Genomic DNA, 20,609 nt, shown 5'->3' on the forward strand with positions numbered 1-20,609 from the left:
GTATATTAAAATATACAAAAAAAAGGTGTAGAAAAGTAATTTTCCTACACCTTTTTTACTAACATTTTATCAAAGGACTTTTTCAGTGGCCTCCTTAATCAGTGGTTATTTTTTTGTTCTAAAACGACCTTTTTATTTGGACATACCTGTTCTACTAGTTAATTATTTGCCACTTTCAATTATTTTTTGATTTTTTTTGGAAAGTTTTGTTCCCAAACTTGCATTTATAAAACTAAATGGTTAAGTTCATATCGAATTTAAAACTTAAACACAAATGAGAGAGCTAACCCGCGCAGAAGAGCAATTAATGCAGATCCTGTGGGATATCGAGAAAGGTTTTGTCAAAGATATCCTCGCCAAGTTGTCAGCCCCCAAGCCGGCTTACAACACCGTTTCCACTATTATCCGTATTCTGGAAAGAAAAGGTTTTGTTCAACACAAAGCTTACGGTAAGTCACATGAGTATTATCCTATCGTATCCAAGGATGAGTACAGGAGTTTCACAATCAAGAATCTACTTGCAGGATATTTTAGTGATAGTTTTTCTAATTTGGCTTCCTTTTTTGCCAGAGATAAAAATCTCGATGTAAAAGAAATCGAAAAGATCTTGGAGGAAGTGAAAGAAGAAGTAAGAAAGTAAACCAATTCAGTTCTACTTGATTATATCTGGAAAAGTGCTTTCTGACTGGTTTTTTCTATGAGATTTACCATACTTTATTTAGAAAGGGAAAAGTGCTTGCGTTAAGAAGAATTATTAATTAATTGACTCCCTTGACTGCATTGCTTTTTTCTATTTTAAAATTGCAGTAGGTTATAATAAACCCGATATAAGATGAGAACTATTCCGATTTTTTCGGGCGCTTACGATCACGCAAGCGCCCGAAATAATCTCCATTCCTACAGGGATTCCAGCCGCAAAAATCAATTCCCAATTCTTTTTAAATTTCAGTAAGATTCCATTTGGGAATGCTTAATTATTGTTTTCTGCTGGTTACTGGACCGATATGAAATATTTAACCCACACGATTATCCATTCAAAAAAGAAGATATAAAATCAATTAGACCTTTAAAAACATTTTACCGAAGTCCCAACAATGGGGATAACTCCTGTTTCTCCCGGTTTTTATAGATTTTTTGGGAGATAAACCAAGCTTCAGGTCTGAGTAGAAAAGATCAGATTTTTCTTCACTGAGTGCAAGGGGGCCTTGGGCAAGTTTCCGCTTCAATAAAACAGGATTGATTTTTAGTTATTGGTCAAACAGCAAATAAATCATTATCAAAAAAAAAGCCTGATTCTTTTAGTATCAGGCCTTAGATTTAGTGATTTGGGTAATTCCTACTTTAAATTCAGTTTCCCTTGGGATGCTCCATAAAGATTGGACATTCTATACAATAATCTGGCGCCAACATTACCATCCCATTCATCACCCGCACTTCCTGGTGCCACTTCAACCAAATCGAAGCCTATAATTTTTTTTCCTGATTTGACAACCTGCTTGATCAAAAATAAGATTTGCTCCAATTCGAATCCTCCAGAAACCGGAGTACCGGTATTGGGACATAATTTTGGGTCAAAGCCATCGATATCAATGGTTATATAAACTTCATTGGGGAGTTCCTCGACGATATCATCACAAATGATTTTCCAAGCTTTCCCCTCATACATGTCTTCCTTGATATCAGAATCGTAAAACGTAACGATCCTATTGTTTTCCTTTGCCATTATAGACTCCGATTCACAATAATCCCGAATACCTACCTGCACCAATTTGCTGATTTGGGGGATTTTCAAGGCATTAAATGCAATGGAAGCATGGGAATACTTAAAATTCTCAAAAGCAATCCGAAGGTCTGCATGCGCATCGATCTGAAGAATACCAAAACTATTGTGACCTTCCGAAATGGCTTTCATCAATCCCAAGGGAGTACTATGATCCCCTCCAACCAATGCTACCAATTTCCCTTTTTCCCTGTATTTTTTTGCCTGCTCATATACCCAATCATTCATCTCTGAACAGACTTTATTGATCAAATCCGGGACGGCTACAAATCTTTCCCGATCGATTTCTTGGGATCCATTCTCCAACCAATTGATGTAATTACTCGCCAAAACCCTATAATCAGAACTTTTTTCCGCAATATTTTCGGGTATGGGAAGCATATGTATACCCATTTTCCATGCATCCTTTATGTCACTTTGGAAAAGATCCACTTGTGGAGATGCTTCCAAAATAGCTTTCGGTCCTCCAGCCGTACCAGCAGTGTAGGATACGGTAACTTCCCAGGGGACTGGAATAATGATTAATTCTGCTGTTTCTTCGTCAAAAGGGAGACCAAAAATGCCTTGGTGTGCACTTACCCCATTTGGGTCAAAATTTTCTATAATTTGGTGTTTCAATGACATTTGAATTTTTTTTGATAACTATTGATTCAATTTATAAAGGCAAAAAAACGAAATTCGCGGTCCTTACAAAAATGTTTGAGGATTTATTAAAAATAAAATTGAAGCGGAATTAGTTCAAAACCATGTTGGAAAACCAGGATTTATTGGATTACTTCCTTCAAAATCCCTGTCTCCTCTCCCACCATTGACCATTCTTCTACTTGGATCTCCATAACTGCCATCATTCCGGGTTGAAGGTTTATGTAATTCCCGCCTGTAATGGAGGATAACAAATCACTCAACCCAGGATTATGTCCGATGAGCAAGACGCTGTCAAAATTCTCTTCCAAACCATTGATCATTTTCAAAAGTTCGTCTTGTTCCGCTTCATAAATGCCATCTTCAAACTTAATGGAACCAACATTGGTTTCTTGAGAGATCAATTCCGTAGTTTCTTTCGTTCTATTTGCGCTGCTGCTTAGAATAAGGTCGATTTCAAAATCGTTTTTTTTGAGCAATTTGGATAATCGCTTTACTTGGGACCGGCCTTCCTCACTTAGGTTTCGGTTAAAATCCCCATTTTTCAAACGACTAGATTCAGCCTCTCCGTGCCTTAATACCGCCAAACTTTTAAAATTATGCATGATTTTACCCAGAATGTTTCCTACAACCTATTTAGAAATAATCATGCCAATGCTATATCAAGTCGGTGATAATTTGGAATAGAATTTATTGCCATCTATTTTTAGGCTTTTATTTGGGTTGCGTATGCGACCGAATTTCCAAAGTAAAGAGACTATGTCAAAAAATTTAGTGATTGTGGAGTCCCCTGCCAAGGCGAAAACCATAGAAGGTTATTTAGGAAAAGATTTTAAGGTTGCCTCCAGTTATGGGCATGTGAGAGATTTGCCCAAAGGAGACAAAGCCATTGATATAAAAAACAAATTCAAGCCAACCTACGAAGTAACCCCTGACAAAAAAGAAGTTATCAAACAACTGAAAAAACTTGTACTTGAAGCAGAGACGGTCTATTTAGCAAGTGATGATGACCGCGAAGGAGAAGCCATTTCGTGGCATCTAAAAGAGGTATTGAAACTAAAGGATGAAAATACCAAGAGAATTGTTTTCCGGGAAATCACCAAAAATGCAATTACCAAAGCAATAGAAAATCCAAGGACTATTGATTATGATTTAGTCAATGCACAGCAGGCAAGAAGGATTTTGGACCGATTGGTGGGTTTTGAGCTTTCTCCGATTCTTTGGAAAAAAATCAAAGCTGGCCTTTCTGCAGGAAGAGTTCAGTCTGTCGCCGTGAGGTTGGTGGTGGAAAGGGAAAGGGAAGTGGACAAGTTCAATTCCAAATCCGCCTTCAGGATCACTGCACTTTTTGACGTGAAAGGGAAGACGCTTTCAGCTGAATTACCCAAAAAATTCGAAAAACAGGAAGATGCTGAGGCATTTTTGAAAAACTGTATAGGCGCGGATTTCAGCATTCAGAATCTCGAAAAGAAACCGACCAAAAAATCGCCTGCAGCTCCTTTTACCACTTCAACACTTCAGCAGGAAGCGAGTAGAAAATTGAGTTTTTCGGTGGCACAGACCATGTCTGTGGCCCAAAAGCTCTATGAAGCGGGAAGGATTTCCTATATGAGAACGGACAGTGTGAACCTTTCTGAGGATGCCATGAATGCGGCCAAAAATGAAATCCACGCAGCCTATGGTTCTGAATTTCACAAAGCCAGAAAATACACCACCAAATCGGAAGGTGCGCAAGAAGCGCATGAGGCCATCCGCCCCACTGATTTTTCCCTGCATGAGATCACTGGAGACCGGAATGAAATCCGTCTGTATGAACTCATCTGGAAAAGAGCCATTGCCTCACAGATGGCAGATGCGCAATTGGAGAAGACCAATGTAACCATTGGGATTTCAACCATTCCCCAAACCCTATCCGCAAGTGGGGAAGTCATCAAATTCGAGGGTTTTTTGAAGGTGTATATCGAAAGTACGGATGATGAACCAGAGGATGAGGAAAACGGAAACAAGGGATTGCTTCCTCCGTTGACTATAGGTCAAATGTTGGACTTGATCGAGATGAAGGCCAAGGAAACTTTCACCAGACCTGCCCCGAGATATACTGAGGCATCTTTGGTGAAAAAACTGGAAGAAATGGGCATAGGAAGACCTTCTACCTATGCACCAACCATTTCCACCATTCAAAAAAGAGATTACGTAGTCAAAGAGTCCAGGGACGGTAAAGACAGAAAATACGTGGAGATGAAAATTGTCGATGGACAATTCAACAAAGAATCCAAAACTGAAATTGCGGGAGCGGATAAGAACAAATTGTTTCCCACCAACGTGGCCATGGTGGTCAATGATTTCCTTGTGGAGCATTTCCCCAATGTGATTGACTTTACTTTCACTGCCCGGGTGGAGAAAGAATTTGATCAGATCGCACAGGGAACCCAAAATTGGGAAGATATGCTCGAAAATTTCTACGGAAAATTCCATGCAAGGGTAGAAGAAACAGCAAATGTCTCCCGCGCAGATGTGAACAGCTCCAGGGAATTGGGAATTGATCCCAAGACCAATAAACCCGTTATCGTCAGATTGGGAAAATTTGGTCCTTTGGTTCAGATCGGAGATCAGGAAGACGAGGAGAAGAAATTTGCAAGTCTTAAAAAAGGACAGTTTATAGAAAACATCACCATGGAGGATGCCATGGAGTTATTCAAACTGCCAAGGGAAGTCGGACTTTTTGAAGAAAAAAGTATAGTCGCAGCTCTTGGTCGATTTGGACCTTACATCAAACACGATGATAAATTTGTGTCATTGGGTAAGGAACAGGATCCCTTAAGTATCACAGAAGAAGAAGCCATTCAACTGATCAAGGACAAGAGAGAGGCGGATGAAAAGAAGTATATCAAAGCTTTTGATGAAAACCCAGAAATCCAACTTTTAAATGGACGTTGGGGGCCTTACATTAAATTCGGTAAAAACAATTTCAAGATTCCAAAAGACAAAATCGCAGAAGACTTAACGTATGCGGAGACGTTGGAAATCATTGAAAATCAACCCGAAAAGAAAAGAGGTAAATTCACTAAAAAGAAAGCCTAATCAGAAGCCAGAGATCAATTCTCTGGCTTTTTTTATGCTGTGAAACCAATATATTATACGCAAAACCAAAATTCGAAAAGATAAGCATACGTTTTCTTATCCAAAGACCTATCAATGCTTCCAATGTCCAATCATACAATATGATGTATTCAAATTTTTGGGTAATCAAGCGTTGGATTTGAAATAATGGGTGATTGCATTTAAATTACCTTCTTATTAGACTTGGATGAAAAAACTAGTTGTATTGACAGGGGCGGGAATTTCTGCAGAGAGTGGAATTCGTACTTTTAGAGACAGTGATGGACTTTGGGAAGGACATGATGTGATGGAAGTTGCATCACCTGAGGGTTGGAGGAAAAACAAAATCTTGGTTTTGGATTTTTATAACCAAAGAAGGAAGCAAGCATTGGCGGTAAAACCCAATGCCGGGCATTTGGAATTGGCTAGATTGGAAAAACACTTTGATGTCAGCATCGTGACCCAAAATGTAGACAACCTCCATGAGCGGGCAGGGTCAAGTAAGGTCATCCACCTTCACGGTGAATTGTTTAAATCACAAAGCACTTTAGACCCTTCCCTAGTTTATGAAATGACTTCATGGGAAATCAAATTAGGTGATACCTGTAAAAAAGGAAGTCAATTAAGACCATTTATTGTGTGGTTCGGAGAAATGGTCCCCATGATGGATAAAGCGATAGAAATTTGCAGCAATGCGGATATCTTTGCGGTCGTAGGGACTTCACTTATGGTCTATCCTGCTGCCGGATTATTGCAATACGCCCCAAAAGAAATCCCAAAATACATCGTGGATGTATCCATTCCAGCTACTGGAGGGATTGAAAACCTCCATGTGATCCAAGCTCCCGCTACTATTGGTGTTGCCCAAATGGCTAAAGAAATTCTTTCCCAATTCACCTAAAATATCTGATAGGAGTAAAATGGGCTTGATTCCCTTTCATGCCATTCTTTGACAAAAACCCTTCACCATTTTAAGCCAATCAACCCAAATCTAACCTCTTTTATGAAAATTGCTTTCCCCCATCCCATGATCATTATGCTGGCCTTTGTTGGCTTGGCCACTATTTTGACTTATTTGATTCCTGCCGGATTATTTGACAGGAAATTGGATGAAAGTACGGGAAGGGAGGTCGTGATTCAGGGCAGTTATAAAACGATTGAAAATCGGCCTGTCAGCATCGGCAATATGTTCCTGAGTGTTCCACAGGGAATCGTTGAAGGCGCTGAAGTGGTGGTTTTGATTTTGATCATTGGTGGTGCCTTCTATGTTGTGGACAAAACCGGGGCATTCCAATCTGGCCTGGAAAGCCTAATTCATAAATTCAAAAATGCCAAAGCCTTTTTGTTGGTCATTGTGGGGCTCCTATTTGCCACTGCAGGAGCATTGAATGGGTTACAGGAAGAGATAATTGCCATGGTCCCCTTGCTGATGTTGTTGAGCAATAAGATTGGTTATAAGAAAACCGCAGTTGTTGCCATTAGTTTGGGTTCTGCCTTGATAGGCGGTTCCTTTGGTCCGACAAATCCATTTTCAGTAATCATTGCCCAGAATATTGCGGAGGTGCCTATATTCTCGGGAGGTGTTTTTAGAATGGCATTTCTAGGAATTGCCTTGATTTTTTGGATTGTCTATGTGATCCGGACCGGAAAAGACCAAGAGAACCAAGAAGAAATCCATCTTGAAATTCCCAGTAAAATATCCGTTTCCCATACGTTTATTTTACTTTTGGTAGCCTTGACTTTTGTCATCATGATCTATGGACTCACCAATTGGTCTTGGGATTACAATGAGATGTCCGCAATCTTCTTTGCCATGGGTTTGTTAGCAGGAATTATTGGAAAGTTGGGAATAAATGGAACCGCTAAAGCCTATTCAGAAGGATTTTCCGAAATGGTTTTTGCAGGGATCATCGTTGGTTTGGCAAGGAGCATTTACCTCATCCTCCAAGAGGGACTGGTTATCGACACCATCATTTACGCTTTGTTTAATCCCTTGGAAAATCTCCCTCTGGGCTTATCGGCCGTTGGCATGATGCTCTCACAAGCCATATTGCATATACCTGTTCCCAGCACATCTGGCCAAGCTGTCTTGACTATGCCCCTACTGACGCCCATTGCTGACCTGATCGGGATGTCCCGGCAAGTGGTCGTGCTTGCGTATCAGTATGGGGCGGGCATTATGGATTTGGTCACACCGAGCAATGGTGGTTTGATGGCAATACTGGCAGCAGCACGGATTTCATACAAAGAATGGATCCAATATGCATGGAAACCCATATTGGTAGTTTTTATCATTGCAGCCGTTTCTGTTGTTTCAGGTATATTCTTTCTCTAAAAAGATGGAGCCTTGTGAATGAAATTATTATAAGACCAAAAAAATCCAGTTATTTGAATACAACAAACCTAAAAAACCATGCAAATCAACGATCACAATCCTTTACCTCCGTATTTACCCAATCCTTCTCGGTACAGTGAGATGCCTTTCCGAAGATGTGGAAACAGCGGAATATTATTGCCATTGATCTCTCTGGGATTATGGCATAATTTCGGACACAATGCCGACTTCAAAAATGCCAGAACCATCCTTCGAAAAGCCTTTGATTCTGGAATTACACATTTCGATCTTGCCAATAATTACGGACCACCATTTGGTTCTGCAGAAGAGACTTTTGGACGCATCATGGAGAAGGATTTTAAATCCTACAGAGACGAATTGATTATTTCCACAAAAGCCGGATGGGATATGTGGCCTGGTCCATACGGCAATCATGGATCAAAAAAATACCTGATTGCGTCTCTTGACCAGAGTTTAAAAAGAATGGGTTTGGAGTATGTGGATATATTTTATCACCACAGGCCTGATCCAGATACTCCGATGGAAGAAACCATGGGCGCTTTGGACCAAATCGTAAGACAGGGAAAAGCATTGTATGTGGGCATCTCGCAATACAGCGCTGAGGAAACTTTAAAAGCATCAAAAATCCTCAAGGAATTGGGTACTCCTTGCCTGATCCATCAACCTCGATACAGCATGTTTGACAGATGGGTGGAAAATGGATTGCTTGATGTGATTGAAAAAGAGGGAATCGGATCTATTGCTTTCTCTCCTTTGGAGCAAGGAATGCTCACGGATAAATACATAAAAGGGATACCGGAAGACAGCCGCATTGCCAAAGATGGAAGATACCTGAAAGAAGGAAACATCACCGAAGAGATACTCAAGAAAGTAAAAGCCTTGAATCTGATTGCTTTGGGCCGCGGTCAATCCTTAGCACAGATGGCCATCTCTTGGTTGTTGAAAGACCCGAGAATAACCACTGTTTTGGTTGGTGTAAGCAAACCAGAACAGTTGGAAGACAATATTAAAGCTGTTCAAAATTTTGTTTTTTCAAAGGACGAACTAAATGATATTGAAAAAATTCTTCAGGGTTAATCTGGAATTTATCTAAATCAGAAAAGCCACGGCATTATAAAACTGTGGCTTTTCTGATTCAAAATAAACATTTACAGTATTATCTAACCAAGTTCTCCAGCGTGGCGAGATATACCCATTTTTGATCTCTGGATTTCAATCCTTTTTCTTCCGCAGCCCTTTGTTCTGCGGTGGACTCTAAATCCTCAAATTCCTGTGCATTGAAAAACTGCAGATAATCCTTGTATAGATTTATTGTCAAATGTGTCGATTTGGCTTCACTGCCGAAAGGCAGTGCGGTTCGCAATAAGCTCCAGCTTCCCATCAATCCTCTATTGATACGCTTTTGATGAATTGGAAGAAAAACTTCCCTCTCGGCCTTTTCATATTCATCGAAGCGTCCTTCCACCGCCTTCATCAGGTCAAATGAAGCCAAGACCCCTTTGCTCATTTTAAAATTATCCTTGGTGGTCGCGATTTCTGCCATGTACGATCGCTGCGCAAGGTCCCTGCTGAGCAATGACCGGCCATACAAATCCCGGATTTGCTTGTCTCCAAGATGAGGATAGGCGATCATGGCATATTTTACCAGATCATCATCCGAAATCCCATTCATCATCGATACTGGATCTTTGTAATATGTGATGGTAATGTATTGAAACTCTCCACTGTCTGCCCCGGATTGCAAAGACCAAAAATCCCAACCGGTAATTTTTTTGTCGTTTACAGCAACTTGATAGACTTTTTGCATAAAGTCCTTGTGCTCAATAAAATCATACATTTGACCAGTCTCCACCTTGATGAATTCAATGACCAAATATCGTGGTTCTTGGGCCTGAGCCCAACTGAGTATGAACACCACAATAATCAAAGTAATCGATAACTTTTTCATGGCTTATTTTTTCTGGGTCTAAGATTAATAAATAAGTATATCATAAAATTTAAGAATTTAATTTTTAAATTGATAATTATACAGTATTTATTTTGCGATAATTTATTGATTTGACAAAATATGCCGTCAAACCTAGGTTTTTATGGGTTTAAATTCCAAACAGAATAAATTATTTGGATAGAATTGTTAAACTTATTACCTTTTCTAGGTCCAAAATAAACCACAACCTATGACGATTTCAAGAAGACAATGGCTCAAAAATGCCTCAATTACTAGTGGTTTTGCAATGCTTGCTGGAGTTGGAGGAATCTCTGGCCTTTCAGCAGCAGAAAAAAATAAATTTAATCCCAGACCTTTTGATGGACAGATCAGGTTGGGATCCAATGAAAACCCCTACGGGCCTTCACAAAAAGTTAGATTGGCCATGGAAGCTGCTTTCGATCTTGGCTGTCGCTACCCTTGGTCCTACAACGGGGAACTTCAGGAGATGATTGCCAAAAAAGAAGGAGTTCCAGCAGACCACATCGTTTTGGTTGCAGGATCCACTGAAGGATTGAAAATAGCGGGAATCACTTTCGCTGGACCCGGTGATGAGATACTCTCCGGTTTGCCGACATTTTTGTCCATGATGACCTACGCTGAAATTTGGGGTGCGGATATCAATTGGGTCCCTTTGGATAGGGAAATGAATTATGATCTGAATGAAATTGAAAAAAGAGTGAGCGCCAAAACCAAATTGGTCTTCCTATGCAATCCAAATAACCCAACCGGGAAATTGCTCCCTGCCAAGCAGGTGCTGGACTTTTGTGACTCGGTAAGCCAAAAAGCAATTGTATTCAGTGACGAAGCCTACTGTGATTATATTGAAGACCCCAATTATCCCTCAATGGTACAATTGGTGAAACAAGGCAAAAATGTGATTGTGTCCAAAACTTTGTCCAAGGTTTATGGTTTAGCAGGCATCAGGTTGGGATACTTGGTGGCAAAGCCTGAATTGGCAGCAAAATTATCGGAACGGGTAGTGGCCAATACCAATATCATGGCAATCGAGGCTGGAAAAGCAGCCTTAAAAGATGTGGAATTTTACAATTTTAGCCTTCAAAAAAACAAAGAAGCCAGAAATTTAATCACAAATACACTTGATCAATTGAAACTTGAGCATTTACCATCCCAAGCGAATTTTGTGTTTTTCCATGCAAATAGGGATGTGAAAATACTTGCCAATCAAATGCTTGCAAAAAACATCATTATCGGCAGACCCTTTCCGCCTTTTCAGGATTGGTGCAGGGTAAGCACTGGCACGATAGAAGAAGTACAATTTTTCAACAAAGCACTTTTAGAAATAATGGGCTAGTCCCCTACGACCTTGATAGATTTTAATTTAACTCTTGAAAATGATAATGTCCTCTTGCGCCCGCTGGTACAGGAAGATCTTGTTGAACTGCTACCTTTGACAGGCGCACCCAATATGTGGATGTTTTATACCCATGATCTTTCCACCATCACGGGGATAACCGAATGGGCCCAGCCGGCTTTTCGAAAGGAAAGACTACAATTTGTGATCATCGATAAGAACACGGATTTATTGATAGGATCTTCAGCCTTTGGCAATATTTCTTCGAGGGATTCAAGATTGGAAATCGGATGGACATGGCTGGGACAGCAGTTTCAGGGTATCGGAATCAATCACCAAATCAAGCAACTCATGTTGAGCCATTGTTTTGAAGTGTTGGACTTGGAAAGAGTGGAATTCAAAACCGATGTTTTGAATAGCCAAGCAAGAAAAGCCTTGCGGAATATCGGAGCCATTGAAGAAGGAGTGCTCAGAGGACATACGCTGATGACCAAAAACAGAAGAAGAGATACGCTTTATTTCAGTATTTTGAAAAATGAATGGCCACAATTGAAAAGAGAAAATGATTGGTAATAAGGAATATCCGATTTTACGGAAAGTGGATTAAAAAAGCCACCAAATCACGATGCACATACGCATGGGATTTGGTGGTTTTTAGTTAACTCAATCTCTATGAATCTTAAACAACGGGTAGCTTCCAGCCATTTTGGTAATTGGCTTTGACCAGTTCATTGGCTTGAGGATCTGTGAAAAGACCTTTATCGGCATCCCAATATATCTTTTTGCCCAATTTATAAGCAATATTTCCCATTTGCGCATTGATGGCAGCGATACTGCCGGTTTCAATACCACAGGTAAGCAATGAAGCATCATTCTGGGTGATTGCATTTACGAAACCAACGGTATGCAACTCTAGGGCATTCCCATTTGGTCCTCTGTGCGGTACCTCCTCAACTTTCGGTGATCTTTGGCCATCTTTTGTCTCGGTTTCAGGAATCACTTTCCATCCTCCCCTATTGACCACCAAAGTCCCATTGTTTCCAATGAATGCAATTCCTTCAGTCGTACCATAATTTCCTCCATCTATACCCGTAGCATGTTCCCAGAGCAAGTTGAATCCTTCAAATTCGTAGACTGTTTGGAGGGTATCTGGTGTTTCGGATGCATCATCTGGATATGCGAGTTTTCCTCCTGAGGCCATGACGGATTTTGGAGCGATCACTCCCATGGCATAAAGGGCGATATCAATTTCATGGACGCCCCAATCCGTCATCAGCCCACCAGCATAATCCCAAAACCACCTGAAGTTGAAATGAAAACGATTTGGATTGAAAGGTCTTTTTGGTGCAGGTCCCAGCCACATGTCATAATCCACACCTGCTGGTACAGGCCCATCTGGCAAGACAGGTACAGGTTTCATCCATCCTTGATAGGCCCAGCATTTGACCAGTCTGATTTGTCCCAGTTTTCCGGATTTAACATAATCAATGGCTTCGGCATATTGAGAACCACTTCGCTGCCACTGGCCCACTTGAACCATCTTTCCGTAGCGTTGTTGGGCCTTCACCATCAGATTGCATTCTTCAATGGTATTGGCAATCGGCTTTTCCACGTAAACGTGTTTACCAGCAGACAAACTATCGATCAAGTTTAGACAATGCCAATGGTCAGGTGTACCGATGATAATGACGTCTATATCTTTGTCTTCAAGCATTTTCCTGTAATCTGAATATAGTTTTGGCTTTTTGCCTCTCAGCTTGAAAACATCCTCTGCCCTTTGGTTCAAGACGCTCTGATCAATATCCGCAAGCGCCACACAATTTACCTGGGGTATTTTAAGATGGGCGCTCATATCAGACCAACCCATTCCTTTGCAGCCAATCAATCCAAAATTAAGTTGATCGGAAGGCGATATTTTCCTTGCCATTGTATGCAATTCTTCCGCCGAAACGAAGGTGGGAATACTTAGCCCAGCTGTCGCCAGCAGGCTATTTTGAATAAATCTTCTTCTTGAGTTCATGGTAAAATGATTTGGTTAATGGGTTTGGTTTTTTATTGATTCCACTGGAAATTCAAAATCCCAATATAACCCCTATTTCAGGCAAAATAAATAGAAAAGGAAAATATGAGGGGAATTGAATTCAAATCAAACAGCATGAGTCAATTTGACTCCTGTCCTTGATTTCGGATGGGAGGGATCAAAACTGTATCTTTTGTCTTTACTTAATTCAATTCTAAATTTCAGAAAAACAAAATTTTAATGAAGTGATCGATTTTAAATTTGGTTAAGTTTGTATATATGAAAAAGGATATGAAACCAAAAGAAATAGTAACGCTTAGACGTTCATTATTGCACGATACAGAAAAACTACTGAACCAGCAGATCGAAATGGAGGGACAGTCTTCAGCTTATTATCTTTCAATGGCATCTTGGTGCCACATGATGGGTTATGCAAATGCTGCACAATACCTCTACACCCATGCCGATGAAGAAAGGATGCATATGTTGAAAATCTTTCATTATATCAATGAGGCTGGAGGGCATTCCATTCAACCCGAAATCACAGGGATCCGACAACACTTCAATTCCCTAAGAGAGATTTTTGAGTTGATCTTAGAGCATGAAATCAAGGTGACTAAGTCCATCAACGCCATTGTGGACCATTCTTTTGGTGTGAAGGATTTTGCTACTTTTAGTTTCATGCAATGGTATGTGACCGAACAAAGAGAGGAAGAAACTTTGGCAAGAAGAGCGCTGGAGTTATTTGAAATCATTGGGGAAGAAGGTATTGGCCTTTGGACAATCGATATGGAATTGGGAAAACTTCATGATTCCACCAAGGCTTGATTTTTCAGAAATTTCTTTGAGAATTGAATCTTTTAAAACAGAAAACCGATGGTCCACCCATCGGTTTTCTGTTTTACATACCTCTTGGCAAACGTTCTCCGTTTTTGGGTGGGTATTCAAAAATCTATTTTCTTGATTTTTCAGAAACACCATTCCGAAATTCACGTAAAATCAGCATCTTTCGGGCTAAATCAAATCCATGAAATGAAGATCATTAAAAATATTCTATCGCTTGCCATTCTCTTGATTGTTTTGACATCCTGTAAAGACGATGATCCAAGACCTGATTATTATTACAGATTCAAGGTCAATGGTGTACAAAAAGAATTTAGGGCAAATAAGGATTCTGGTATTGTTTTCCTTGATGCACCCAATAGCATCAACAAAATCATATTTTTCACGATGGTGACCGGGGCTGATCCAGAAAAAAATGCGATCGTAATTTCTCTAAGAAGCACAGAGGAAGCGGAATCCGGTATTGAATACAAAATGCAGGAACCACTCACTGTAAACAATACAATAGTACCCAGAATCAGTATTGTTTATTTTGATGAAAATGGCAAGACCTTTGGGGCCACTTTACTCCAAAGTTTAAATCCCGGAGCACGTGATGACGCTAGTTTGAAATTTACTCAAATAACCACCGAAGGCAGCTATGGTGAATTTCAGGCCATTGCTTTCGATATGTCTGCAACGGGTGATTTGGGTTCTCGACAGGAGTTGTTGATTACCGATGGGGAATTTTTCATGCCCAATTTCGTGTCGCTGCTCTAAAAATTCAGCAACATTGAACCAAAATAAACGAGGCGGAATCTGATGGTTCCGCCTCGTTTATTTTACAATACGAATATCCATAATATTTACAGTAACTACCAAATTCCAGAACTTCCCTGCCAGAAATCCTAATGGAACCCGAAATATGCATTAGGCTTGCTAATGCCATTGCAACAAAAAAAAATCAGACTTTTTAGAGAACAATCTATATTCCAAAATGGTGGAGTCAAAAACAGTAAACAACCAACTGATCATTAGGTGATTTCAGAACGGAATAGAATTGGTAATGCATAAAACGGGCTGAAAACTTCTAACAGCATCTTCCCGAAAGCCATAATGTCTATCAGGGGTATCCCACTCTTTTCATTGAAATATATTTTCTTGGCGCAATATCGGATCACTATATTTAATTGAGATTAAGTCCTTCCTACATGGATCAAAGCGTCCCCTGCATTCACAACCGGATTGTTGTTTAGCCCAACCACAAACCCATTCGTGGTACTTTTGACCGGTACTTTAACTTGTCCGTATGGATCTGATATTTTTGCCAAAATCTGTCCTTTCCTAACGGCATCCCCCAATTGAATAGAGGAATTGAAAATACCTGATACTTTGGCCCTTATCCAAGAACTTTCCTTGATCACGGTACTTTCTTTTTGAGAGGATTCTCCTTCCATCATTCCAAGATGAACCAAAAGCCTTTTTGTACCCGCAACAGCTTCTTCTACCGCATAGTCATCGAGTCTCATGGATTCTCCACCCTCGTAAACCAAGATATGCTTTCTTCTTTTGTAAGCTTCCTTTCGGAAGGACCTATCGATATGGGGTGCATTCAAGATAAATTGAGATCCAAAAGCATGTGCGAGCTCCATTCCTTTTTTATCCTTGAAATCCACCCTGATTTGCGGGTAATTGGAAAGCATCCTTCCCCCTGTATGAATATCGACGCCATAGTCTATCAAGGGAATGATTTCATTGCTGAGAATAAATGCAATTTGGGATGCCAATGAACCTTTTCTGCTGCCCGGAAAACTTCTATTCAAATCCCTACCATCCGGAAAAGTCCTCGAACTGCTCAAAAATCCATATATATTGACCAACGGAATAAAAATGAGGGTTCCTTTCAGTGGTGTGAATTGATCTTCTTCCAACATTCGTCTCACTGCTACGATGCCATTGATCTCATCCCCGTGGACTCCGCCAGATAGAAGAACCACAGGCCCTTCTTCTTTTGCTCTTTTGATAAAAATAGGCAAATCGATCAACGTGTGGGAAGGAAGACGGGCAATCGCAATCGCTATATTCAAAGACTGCCCAGGCCTAATCCTGATGCCATTAATGACCATTTCTACCATAACTTTCCTTATCGCAATTTTATTCAATTGCTATCCTGTTTTCTTATTGTTTAAAATCTTGCTTACTTCGCATTCCATTTCTACGACATGAAGATACAAGAAAACATTTCTTTAAAAGCATTCAATACCTTTGGAATAGACAAAAAAGCCTATTTTTTCGGAATTGCAAAATCCATTGATGATTTGAAAGAAGGTATTCAAAAAGCCAAAGAAAAGGGAATTCCTTTGGTAATTTTGGGAGGGGGAAGCAATATTCTTCTGACAAAAGACCTCAATGCACTGGTTTTGAAAATTGAAATCAAAGGGATTAAATTAATTAAAGAAAGTGAAACTGAAGTCATCGTAGAAGTAGGAGCTGGAGAAGACTGGCATTCTTTGGTCCTTCATTGTATTGCAAAAGGCTGGGGTGGAGTAGAAAATCTATCCCTCATTCCAGGTACAGTGGGTGCCTCCCCTATGCAAAACATCGGCGCTTATGGGGTGGAAATAAAGGATGTTTTTCAGGAATTGAAAGCAATCCACCGAGAAAGTCTGGAAAAAAAAATCTTTCAATGGCAAGATTGTAAGTTTGGGTACAGAGAAAGTGTATTTAAAAACGACTTGAAAGGTCAATTTATCATCACACACGTTGTTTTTAAATTCCAAAAAAAACCAATCTTTCATGTCGAGTACGGCGCAATTGGTAAGACACTTTCAGAAATGGGCATAACGGATCTAAGCTTGGAAGCCATCAGCAATGCAGTGATGCATATCCGAAAAAGTAAACTCCCTGACCCTAAAATAATCGGGAATGCCGGTAGTTTTTTTAAAAATCCAACCATTTCCAAGATTCAGTTTGAAATAATAAAAAGTAAACACCCCGAAATCCCAGGTTTCCCAACGGAATCGGGTGTCAAAATCCCAGCAGCCTGGTTGATTGAACAAGCAGGTTGGAAAGGAAAAACTTTTGGAAACATTGGCGTCCACAAATTACAACCCTTGGTGTTGGTCAATTATGGTGATGGTGATGGCAAGCAGATAAAGGAATTAAGCCAAAAAATTCAGGATTCCATTCTGGAGAAATTCAACATACTGCTTCAGCCTGAAGTCAATTTTCTTTAAATCAAATTGTCCTCAAATTGGATTTTATTTCCGTATTTGGCCACTTCCACGCCGAATTTGGTCAGGAAATCCAAACCTTCATCCGAAGGCAAACCTTTATATTCTGCATAGGAATACATATAAATCACTTTTACGATCCCAAGGGAGAAAATAATCCGCGCACAAGCCAAACAAGGGGCCAAAGTGACATAAAGGGTAGATCCCTCTACCCCAGTGTTGTTTTTCACTGCGTATAGAATCGCATTTTGTTCTGCATGAAGTGCTAAACTACAACTCCCCTTGCTGTCTCTAGCACAGCCTTTTTCCGCAAATTCTTCATCACAGTTGTGCGTTCCGGAAGGCGGTCCGTTGTATCCAATGGAAATAATCCTGGTTTCTTTTGTCAACACGGCGCCGACATGTTTTTTGATGCAGTGGGATCGTTTGGCAAGGTTAACCGCCAACTCCATGAAAATATCGTCAAAATTAGGTTTGCTCATTGATGCTTATCTTCCTTAGGATTGAAATTTATGTCTAGCCTTTTAACTTTCCGAAAACTCCCTATTCGGAAATTCCATTATTGGAAAAGGAAGGCGGCCTCTTCAGGCCACAAAAGTAATGAAACTCGATATTTAAATGGGATAATTCTAAAAAATTGTATTGGCAGCAGCTTTTTATTCTCTTTTAATTTGTGAAATTTGATCTTTTATTAAATGAACTTTAATTTTGCCAACAATGAACAAAGAGAACTTTTCCGAAGATCAACTTATTGTCAGGGATTTTTTGGCCAGGCAAAGAACAACATTGGCCAATGAGCGAACTTTGCTTTCATATATCCGAACGGCCTTATACTTCCTGGTGAGTGGGACAGCATTGATGGAAGTCAACGTATTGAGTCATATCAGGGAATTGGGATACCTGGGATTTGGGCTAAGCATTTTACTGGTCGTCTTGGGATTTTTCAATTATTTCAAAATAAGAAGATTGCTCCGAAAAGGATTTTACCAAAACATGTAATCCGAAACAATCCTTCGCCCCAAACTTCACAAATTAGCATTGCTTCTCATTGCCATACTCGAAAAATGTTTCCTTTATGGGTTTTGAATAATCGTTTGGAAAGCATTGCAGAACTACAAATTTAAATATCCTATACACATTGAATTATTTACAAGAAGAGGGCTATATCCTTATTGGCTTTGCGATACTTATTTTTGGGCTTTTGGCCGTTGATTTATATGTTTTCAACAAAGAAGCCCACAAAGTTTCGACGAAAGAAGCCCTTATTTGGTCAGTGATTTGGATTGGTCTAGGCGTTCTTTTTGGGGTGTATATTTATATAGATTTTGGGGTTGAAAAGGCTTCTCAGTATTATTCCGCTTTTTTGATTGAAAAAGCCCTGAGCGTTGACAATCTATTTGTCTTCATCCTCGTTTTTAAATTCTTTAAAGTCCCCGACAAATTCCAACACAAGGTTCTTTTTTATGGGATTTTAGGCGCGATCATAATGCGCGCGATCTTTATCTTTTCCGGTGTCACCTTGATCGAAAAGACTTACCTGCCTGAATTTTTCTGGATGGGAAGGGCATTCAACGTCAATGTCGTCATGACGCTTTTTGGCTTGTTTCTACTGTATGCTGGAATCAAGGCTTGGTCAAGCCATGAATCGGATGGAGATGAAGGGAAAGATTTTTCCAAATCGCTTGGCACACGTTTGATTCATAAATTATTCAGGGTGGATGCCAACTACCACGGCGGGGATTTTTTCACGATAATCAATGGCAAGAAATATGCAACCCAGCTTTTGGTTGTGGTCGCGGTGATAGAGTTTACGGATTTATTGTTTGCTGTTGATTCCATTCCCGCTATTTTCGCCATCTCAAACGACCCAATTATTCTCTACACTTCCAATATATTTGCTATTTTGGGACTCAGGGCACTCTATTTTCTTCTGGCCAATAGTTTTGATATGTTTTATTATCTTCAGCATGGCCTGTCCTTTATCCTGGTTTTCATCGGGATAAAGATGATTGTTTCTTCGACATGGCATATTCCCTCAACCTTTTCACTTCTGATCGTCTTTGGCATTTTAGCGATAAGTATTTTAAGTTCTCTAAAAAGATTTAAGTCAATTGACTCCACAAAATGAAATTTGGCAAGTATCTTGTATCTTGATTTTTAAACCCCACACATATGAAAGCATTAGGAATTATATTGATAGTAGTAGGAATCGCCATGTTCTTCTTTTCCGGATTCAGTTTCAATACCCAAAAGAAAATAATAGATGCGGGTCCCATTCAAGTCAACAAGACTGAAAAAAATGTTGTCAATTGGCCAACCTATGCCGGAGGAATCAGCGTGGTTGCTGGTTTGATTATTTTGGTAATGGACAGGAAGAAGTAATTTCCGATGTAAAAGGTCAAACCAGTTTTGATTTTTTCGGAAGCATTTAAAATTCGTTCTTATTTAAAAGTAAAGCGTTGAAATTAGCTGCAGTTGACATTGGATCCAATGCGATAAGATTACAGATTACCAATGTGACCCATTACGAAGGAATGGTCAATTTCAAAAAATTGGAATATCTCCGTTTTCCGCTACGATTGGGAAAGGATGTTTTTCACGATCAGAAAATCAGTGAAAAAAACCGTCGAAAATTTTTAAAGCTGATGAAGGCTTTCAAACTTTTGATTGATCTCTATGAGGTAGATGATTTTATGGTTGTGGCAACTTCAGCCATGCGGGAATCCTTAAATGGAAAGGAAATCGTGGAAGAAGTCAGGCAGGATGTTGGATTGAAAATCCATGTGATCGATGGAAATCGGGAAGCGGAATTGATCAATTTGGCCCTGTGGAACTTCATCGATGACAAGTCCTATTTGCACATTGATGTAGGAGGCGGAAGCACCGAGTTGAATATCTACTTGAAAAAGGTGAAGGTGGCCTCCAGAAGCTTCAAAATAGGCTCTGTTAGATCCTTGGACGATGACAAAACTCCAGCGACGGTTTGGAAAAGTATGAACAAATTCATTACCGATCACATCTCGAAAAAAGACCTCATTACCTGTATCGGAACTGGTGGCAACATCAACAAAATCTTTGAAATGTCGAAGCCCAGCAAGACTAAGAGATACCTCGATATTGCCAAAATAAAGGAAATTCAACTGTATCTGGAATCTTTTTCCTATGAGGATCGGGTGAACAAATTGAATCTGAATCCTGACAGGGCCGATGTTATCATTCCCGCTTCAAGGATATACCTTGCAGCAATGATTGCGGCGGAATCCAAGAAAATGATCGTGCCGGACGTTGGTCTCAAAGATGGATTGATGAATGTATTGTACGAAAGGAATAAATCAAAAAAGCCCTGAATCCAGGG

Annotated in this window: 20 protein-coding genes; 14 read left to right on the forward strand and 6 right to left on the reverse strand. The window is 39.9% G+C overall.

Annotated features, from left to right (window positions below):
* Positions 1 to 274: 274 nt before the first annotated feature.
* A complete protein-coding gene (locus F824_RS0114860; RefSeq protein WP_019598706.1) occupies positions 275 to 640 on the forward strand; it encodes a BlaI/MecI/CopY family transcriptional regulator in 366 nt (121 codons plus the stop codon).
* A 696-nt stretch (positions 641 to 1,336) separates the two neighbouring features.
* Here the strand turns inward: F824_RS0114860 and F824_RS0114865 are convergent.
* Both F824_RS0114865 and F824_RS0114870 read right to left on the reverse strand, forming a co-directional pair.
* Complete coding sequence (locus F824_RS0114865) at positions 1,337 to 2,404, reverse strand: agmatinase family protein (protein ID WP_026333731.1); 1,068 nt, start codon at positions 2,402 to 2,404, stop codon at positions 1,337 to 1,339.
* A 140-nt stretch (positions 2,405 to 2,544) separates the two neighbouring features.
* Positions 2,545 to 3,027 (reverse strand): SixA phosphatase family protein, encoded by a 483-nt coding sequence (locus F824_RS0114870; RefSeq protein WP_019598709.1) that lies wholly within the window; start codon positions 3,025 to 3,027, stop codon positions 2,545 to 2,547.
* A gap of 154 nt (positions 3,028 to 3,181) precedes the next feature.
* Between F824_RS0114870 and topA the strand changes: the two genes are divergently transcribed.
* From topA to mgrA, 4 genes are all read left to right on the forward strand, one after another.
* Complete coding sequence (gene topA / locus F824_RS0114875; protein WP_019598710.1) at positions 3,182 to 5,503, forward strand: type I DNA topoisomerase; 2,322 nt, start codon at positions 3,182 to 3,184, stop codon at positions 5,501 to 5,503.
* 226 nt (positions 5,504 to 5,729) lie between these two features.
* On the forward strand, positions 5,730 to 6,422 hold the full coding sequence (locus F824_RS0114885; protein ID WP_019598712.1) for an SIR2 family NAD-dependent protein deacylase: 693 nt from the start codon (positions 5,730 to 5,732) through the stop codon (positions 6,420 to 6,422).
* A gap of 102 nt (positions 6,423 to 6,524) precedes the next feature.
* Positions 6,525 to 7,856 (forward strand): YfcC family protein, encoded by a 1,332-nt coding sequence (locus F824_RS0114890; protein WP_019598713.1) that lies wholly within the window; start codon positions 6,525 to 6,527, stop codon positions 7,854 to 7,856.
* 78 nt (positions 7,857 to 7,934) lie between these two features.
* Positions 7,935 to 8,954: an L-glyceraldehyde 3-phosphate reductase gene (gene mgrA, locus F824_RS0114895; protein WP_019598714.1), complete on the forward strand. Its 1,020-nt coding sequence runs from the start codon at positions 7,935 to 7,937 to the stop codon at positions 8,952 to 8,954.
* Between the two features lie 79 nt (positions 8,955 to 9,033).
* On the opposite strand, the gene F824_RS0114900 is transcribed toward mgrA, so the two are convergent.
* Positions 9,034 to 9,825 (reverse strand): hypothetical protein, encoded by a 792-nt coding sequence (locus F824_RS0114900; protein ID WP_019598715.1) that lies wholly within the window; start codon positions 9,823 to 9,825, stop codon positions 9,034 to 9,036.
* Positions 9,826 to 10,054: 229 nt separating this feature from the next.
* On the opposite strand from F824_RS0114900, the gene F824_RS0114905 reads away from it, so the two are divergent.
* On the forward strand, positions 10,055 to 11,179 hold the full coding sequence (locus F824_RS0114905; RefSeq protein WP_019598716.1) for a pyridoxal phosphate-dependent aminotransferase: 1,125 nt from the start codon (positions 10,055 to 10,057) through the stop codon (positions 11,177 to 11,179).
* A 54-nt stretch (positions 11,180 to 11,233) separates the two neighbouring features.
* On the forward strand, positions 11,234 to 11,752 hold the full coding sequence (locus F824_RS0114910) for a GNAT family N-acetyltransferase (RefSeq protein WP_236613204.1): 519 nt from the start codon (positions 11,234 to 11,236) through the stop codon (positions 11,750 to 11,752).
* 106 nt (positions 11,753 to 11,858) lie between these two features.
* Here F824_RS0114910 and F824_RS0114915 read toward each other — a convergent pair whose 3' ends face one another.
* Positions 11,859 to 13,199 (reverse strand): Gfo/Idh/MocA family protein, encoded by a 1,341-nt coding sequence (locus F824_RS0114915; RefSeq protein ID WP_019598718.1) that lies wholly within the window; start codon positions 13,197 to 13,199, stop codon positions 11,859 to 11,861.
* 291 nt (positions 13,200 to 13,490) lie between these two features.
* Here F824_RS0114915 and F824_RS0114920 point away from each other — a divergent pair, with 291 nt between their 5' ends.
* Together F824_RS0114920 and F824_RS0114925 are read left to right on the forward strand one after the other, a co-directional pair.
* On the forward strand, positions 13,491 to 14,027 hold the full coding sequence (locus F824_RS0114920; protein WP_026333733.1) for a ferritin: 537 nt from the start codon (positions 13,491 to 13,493) through the stop codon (positions 14,025 to 14,027).
* Between the two features lie 204 nt (positions 14,028 to 14,231).
* On the forward strand, positions 14,232 to 14,801 hold the full coding sequence (locus F824_RS0114925; RefSeq protein WP_139189858.1) for a hypothetical protein: 570 nt from the start codon (positions 14,232 to 14,234) through the stop codon (positions 14,799 to 14,801).
* Between the two features lie 416 nt (positions 14,802 to 15,217).
* On the opposite strand, the gene F824_RS0114930 is transcribed toward F824_RS0114925, so the two are convergent.
* Complete coding sequence (locus F824_RS0114930; protein ID WP_019598721.1) at positions 15,218 to 16,156, reverse strand: succinylglutamate desuccinylase/aspartoacylase family protein; 939 nt, start codon at positions 16,154 to 16,156, stop codon at positions 15,218 to 15,220.
* A gap of 87 nt (positions 16,157 to 16,243) precedes the next feature.
* On the opposite strand from F824_RS0114930, the gene murB reads away from it, so the two are divergent.
* On the forward strand, positions 16,244 to 17,257 hold the full coding sequence (gene murB / locus F824_RS0114935) for a UDP-N-acetylmuramate dehydrogenase (protein ID WP_019598722.1): 1,014 nt from the start codon (positions 16,244 to 16,246) through the stop codon (positions 17,255 to 17,257).
* On the opposite strand, the gene F824_RS0114940 is transcribed toward murB, so the two are convergent.
* On the reverse strand, positions 17,254 to 17,736 hold the full coding sequence (locus tag F824_RS0114940; RefSeq protein WP_019598723.1) for a deoxycytidylate deaminase: 483 nt from the start codon (positions 17,734 to 17,736) through the stop codon (positions 17,254 to 17,256). The two genes, murB and F824_RS0114940, sit on opposite strands and share 4 nt — an antisense overlap.
* A gap of 235 nt (positions 17,737 to 17,971) precedes the next feature.
* Here F824_RS0114940 and F824_RS0114945 point away from each other — a divergent pair, with 235 nt between their 5' ends.
* The 4 genes from F824_RS0114945 to F824_RS0114960 all read left to right on the forward strand — a co-directional run bounded on the left by F824_RS0114945 (position 17,972) and on the right by F824_RS0114960 (position 20,601).
* Entirely contained in the window at positions 17,972 to 18,253 is a 282-nt protein-coding gene (locus F824_RS0114945) for a YidH family protein (RefSeq protein WP_019598724.1), read from the forward strand.
* Between the two features lie 139 nt (positions 18,254 to 18,392).
* Complete coding sequence (locus F824_RS0114950) at positions 18,393 to 19,382, forward strand: TerC family protein (RefSeq protein WP_019598725.1); 990 nt, start codon at positions 18,393 to 18,395, stop codon at positions 19,380 to 19,382.
* 44 nt (positions 19,383 to 19,426) lie between these two features.
* Positions 19,427 to 19,636 carry a hypothetical protein gene (locus F824_RS0114955; protein WP_019598726.1) on the forward strand — a complete coding sequence of 70 codons (210 nt, stop codon included), beginning with the start codon at positions 19,427 to 19,429 and terminating at the stop codon, positions 19,634 to 19,636.
* A gap of 77 nt (positions 19,637 to 19,713) precedes the next feature.
* Positions 19,714 to 20,601, forward strand: coding sequence for a Ppx/GppA phosphatase family protein (locus F824_RS0114960; protein WP_019598727.1), 888 nt, complete (start codon positions 19,714 to 19,716; stop codon positions 20,599 to 20,601).
* Positions 20,602 to 20,609: the final 8 nt, after the last annotated feature.

Source organism: Rhodonellum psychrophilum GCM71 = DSM 17998, from assembly GCF_000381545.1.
Taxonomy (GTDB): Bacteria; Bacteroidota; Bacteroidia; order Cytophagales; family Cyclobacteriaceae; genus Rhodonellum; species Rhodonellum psychrophilum.

Coding starts and splice junctions, on each gene's coding strand:
- F824_RS0114890 (WP_019598713.1), top strand. CDS start 6,525: ATGAAAATTGCTTTCCCCCATCCCATGATCATTATGCTGGCCTTTGTT.
- F824_RS0114925 (WP_139189858.1), top strand. CDS start 14,232: ATGAAGATCATTAAAAATATTCTATCGCTTGCCATTCTCTTGATTGTT.
- F824_RS0114915 (WP_019598718.1), bottom strand. CDS start 13,199: ATGAACTCAAGAAGAAGATTTATTCAAAATAGCCTGCTGGCGACAGCT.
- mgrA (WP_019598714.1), top strand. CDS start 7,935: ATGCAAATCAACGATCACAATCCTTTACCTCCGTATTTACCCAATCCT.
- topA (WP_019598710.1), top strand. CDS start 3,182: ATGTCAAAAAATTTAGTGATTGTGGAGTCCCCTGCCAAGGCGAAAACC.
- F824_RS0114900 (WP_019598715.1), bottom strand. CDS start 9,825: ATGAAAAAGTTATCGATTACTTTGATTATTGTGGTGTTCATACTCAGT.
- F824_RS0114870 (WP_019598709.1), bottom strand. CDS start 3,027: ATGCATAATTTTAAAAGTTTGGCGGTATTAAGGCACGGAGAGGCTGAA.
- F824_RS0114905 (WP_019598716.1), top strand. CDS start 10,055: ATGACGATTTCAAGAAGACAATGGCTCAAAAATGCCTCAATTACTAGT.
- F824_RS0114865 (WP_026333731.1), bottom strand. CDS start 2,404: ATGTCATTGAAACACCAAATTATAGAAAATTTTGACCCAAATGGGGTA.
- F824_RS0114860 (WP_019598706.1), top strand. CDS start 275: ATGAGAGAGCTAACCCGCGCAGAAGAGCAATTAATGCAGATCCTGTGG.
- F824_RS0114940 (WP_019598723.1), bottom strand. CDS start 17,736: ATGAGCAAACCTAATTTTGACGATATTTTCATGGAGTTGGCGGTTAAC.
- F824_RS0114930 (WP_019598721.1), bottom strand. CDS start 16,156: ATGGTAGAAATGGTCATTAATGGCATCAGGATTAGGCCTGGGCAGTCT.
- F824_RS0114945 (WP_019598724.1), top strand. CDS start 17,972: ATGAACAAAGAGAACTTTTCCGAAGATCAACTTATTGTCAGGGATTTT.
- F824_RS0114920 (WP_026333733.1), top strand. CDS start 13,491: ATGAAACCAAAAGAAATAGTAACGCTTAGACGTTCATTATTGCACGAT.
- F824_RS0114885 (WP_019598712.1), top strand. CDS start 5,730: ATGAAAAAACTAGTTGTATTGACAGGGGCGGGAATTTCTGCAGAGAGT.
- murB (WP_019598722.1), top strand. CDS start 16,244: ATGAAGATACAAGAAAACATTTCTTTAAAAGCATTCAATACCTTTGGA.
- F824_RS0114955 (WP_019598726.1), top strand. CDS start 19,427: ATGAAAGCATTAGGAATTATATTGATAGTAGTAGGAATCGCCATGTTC.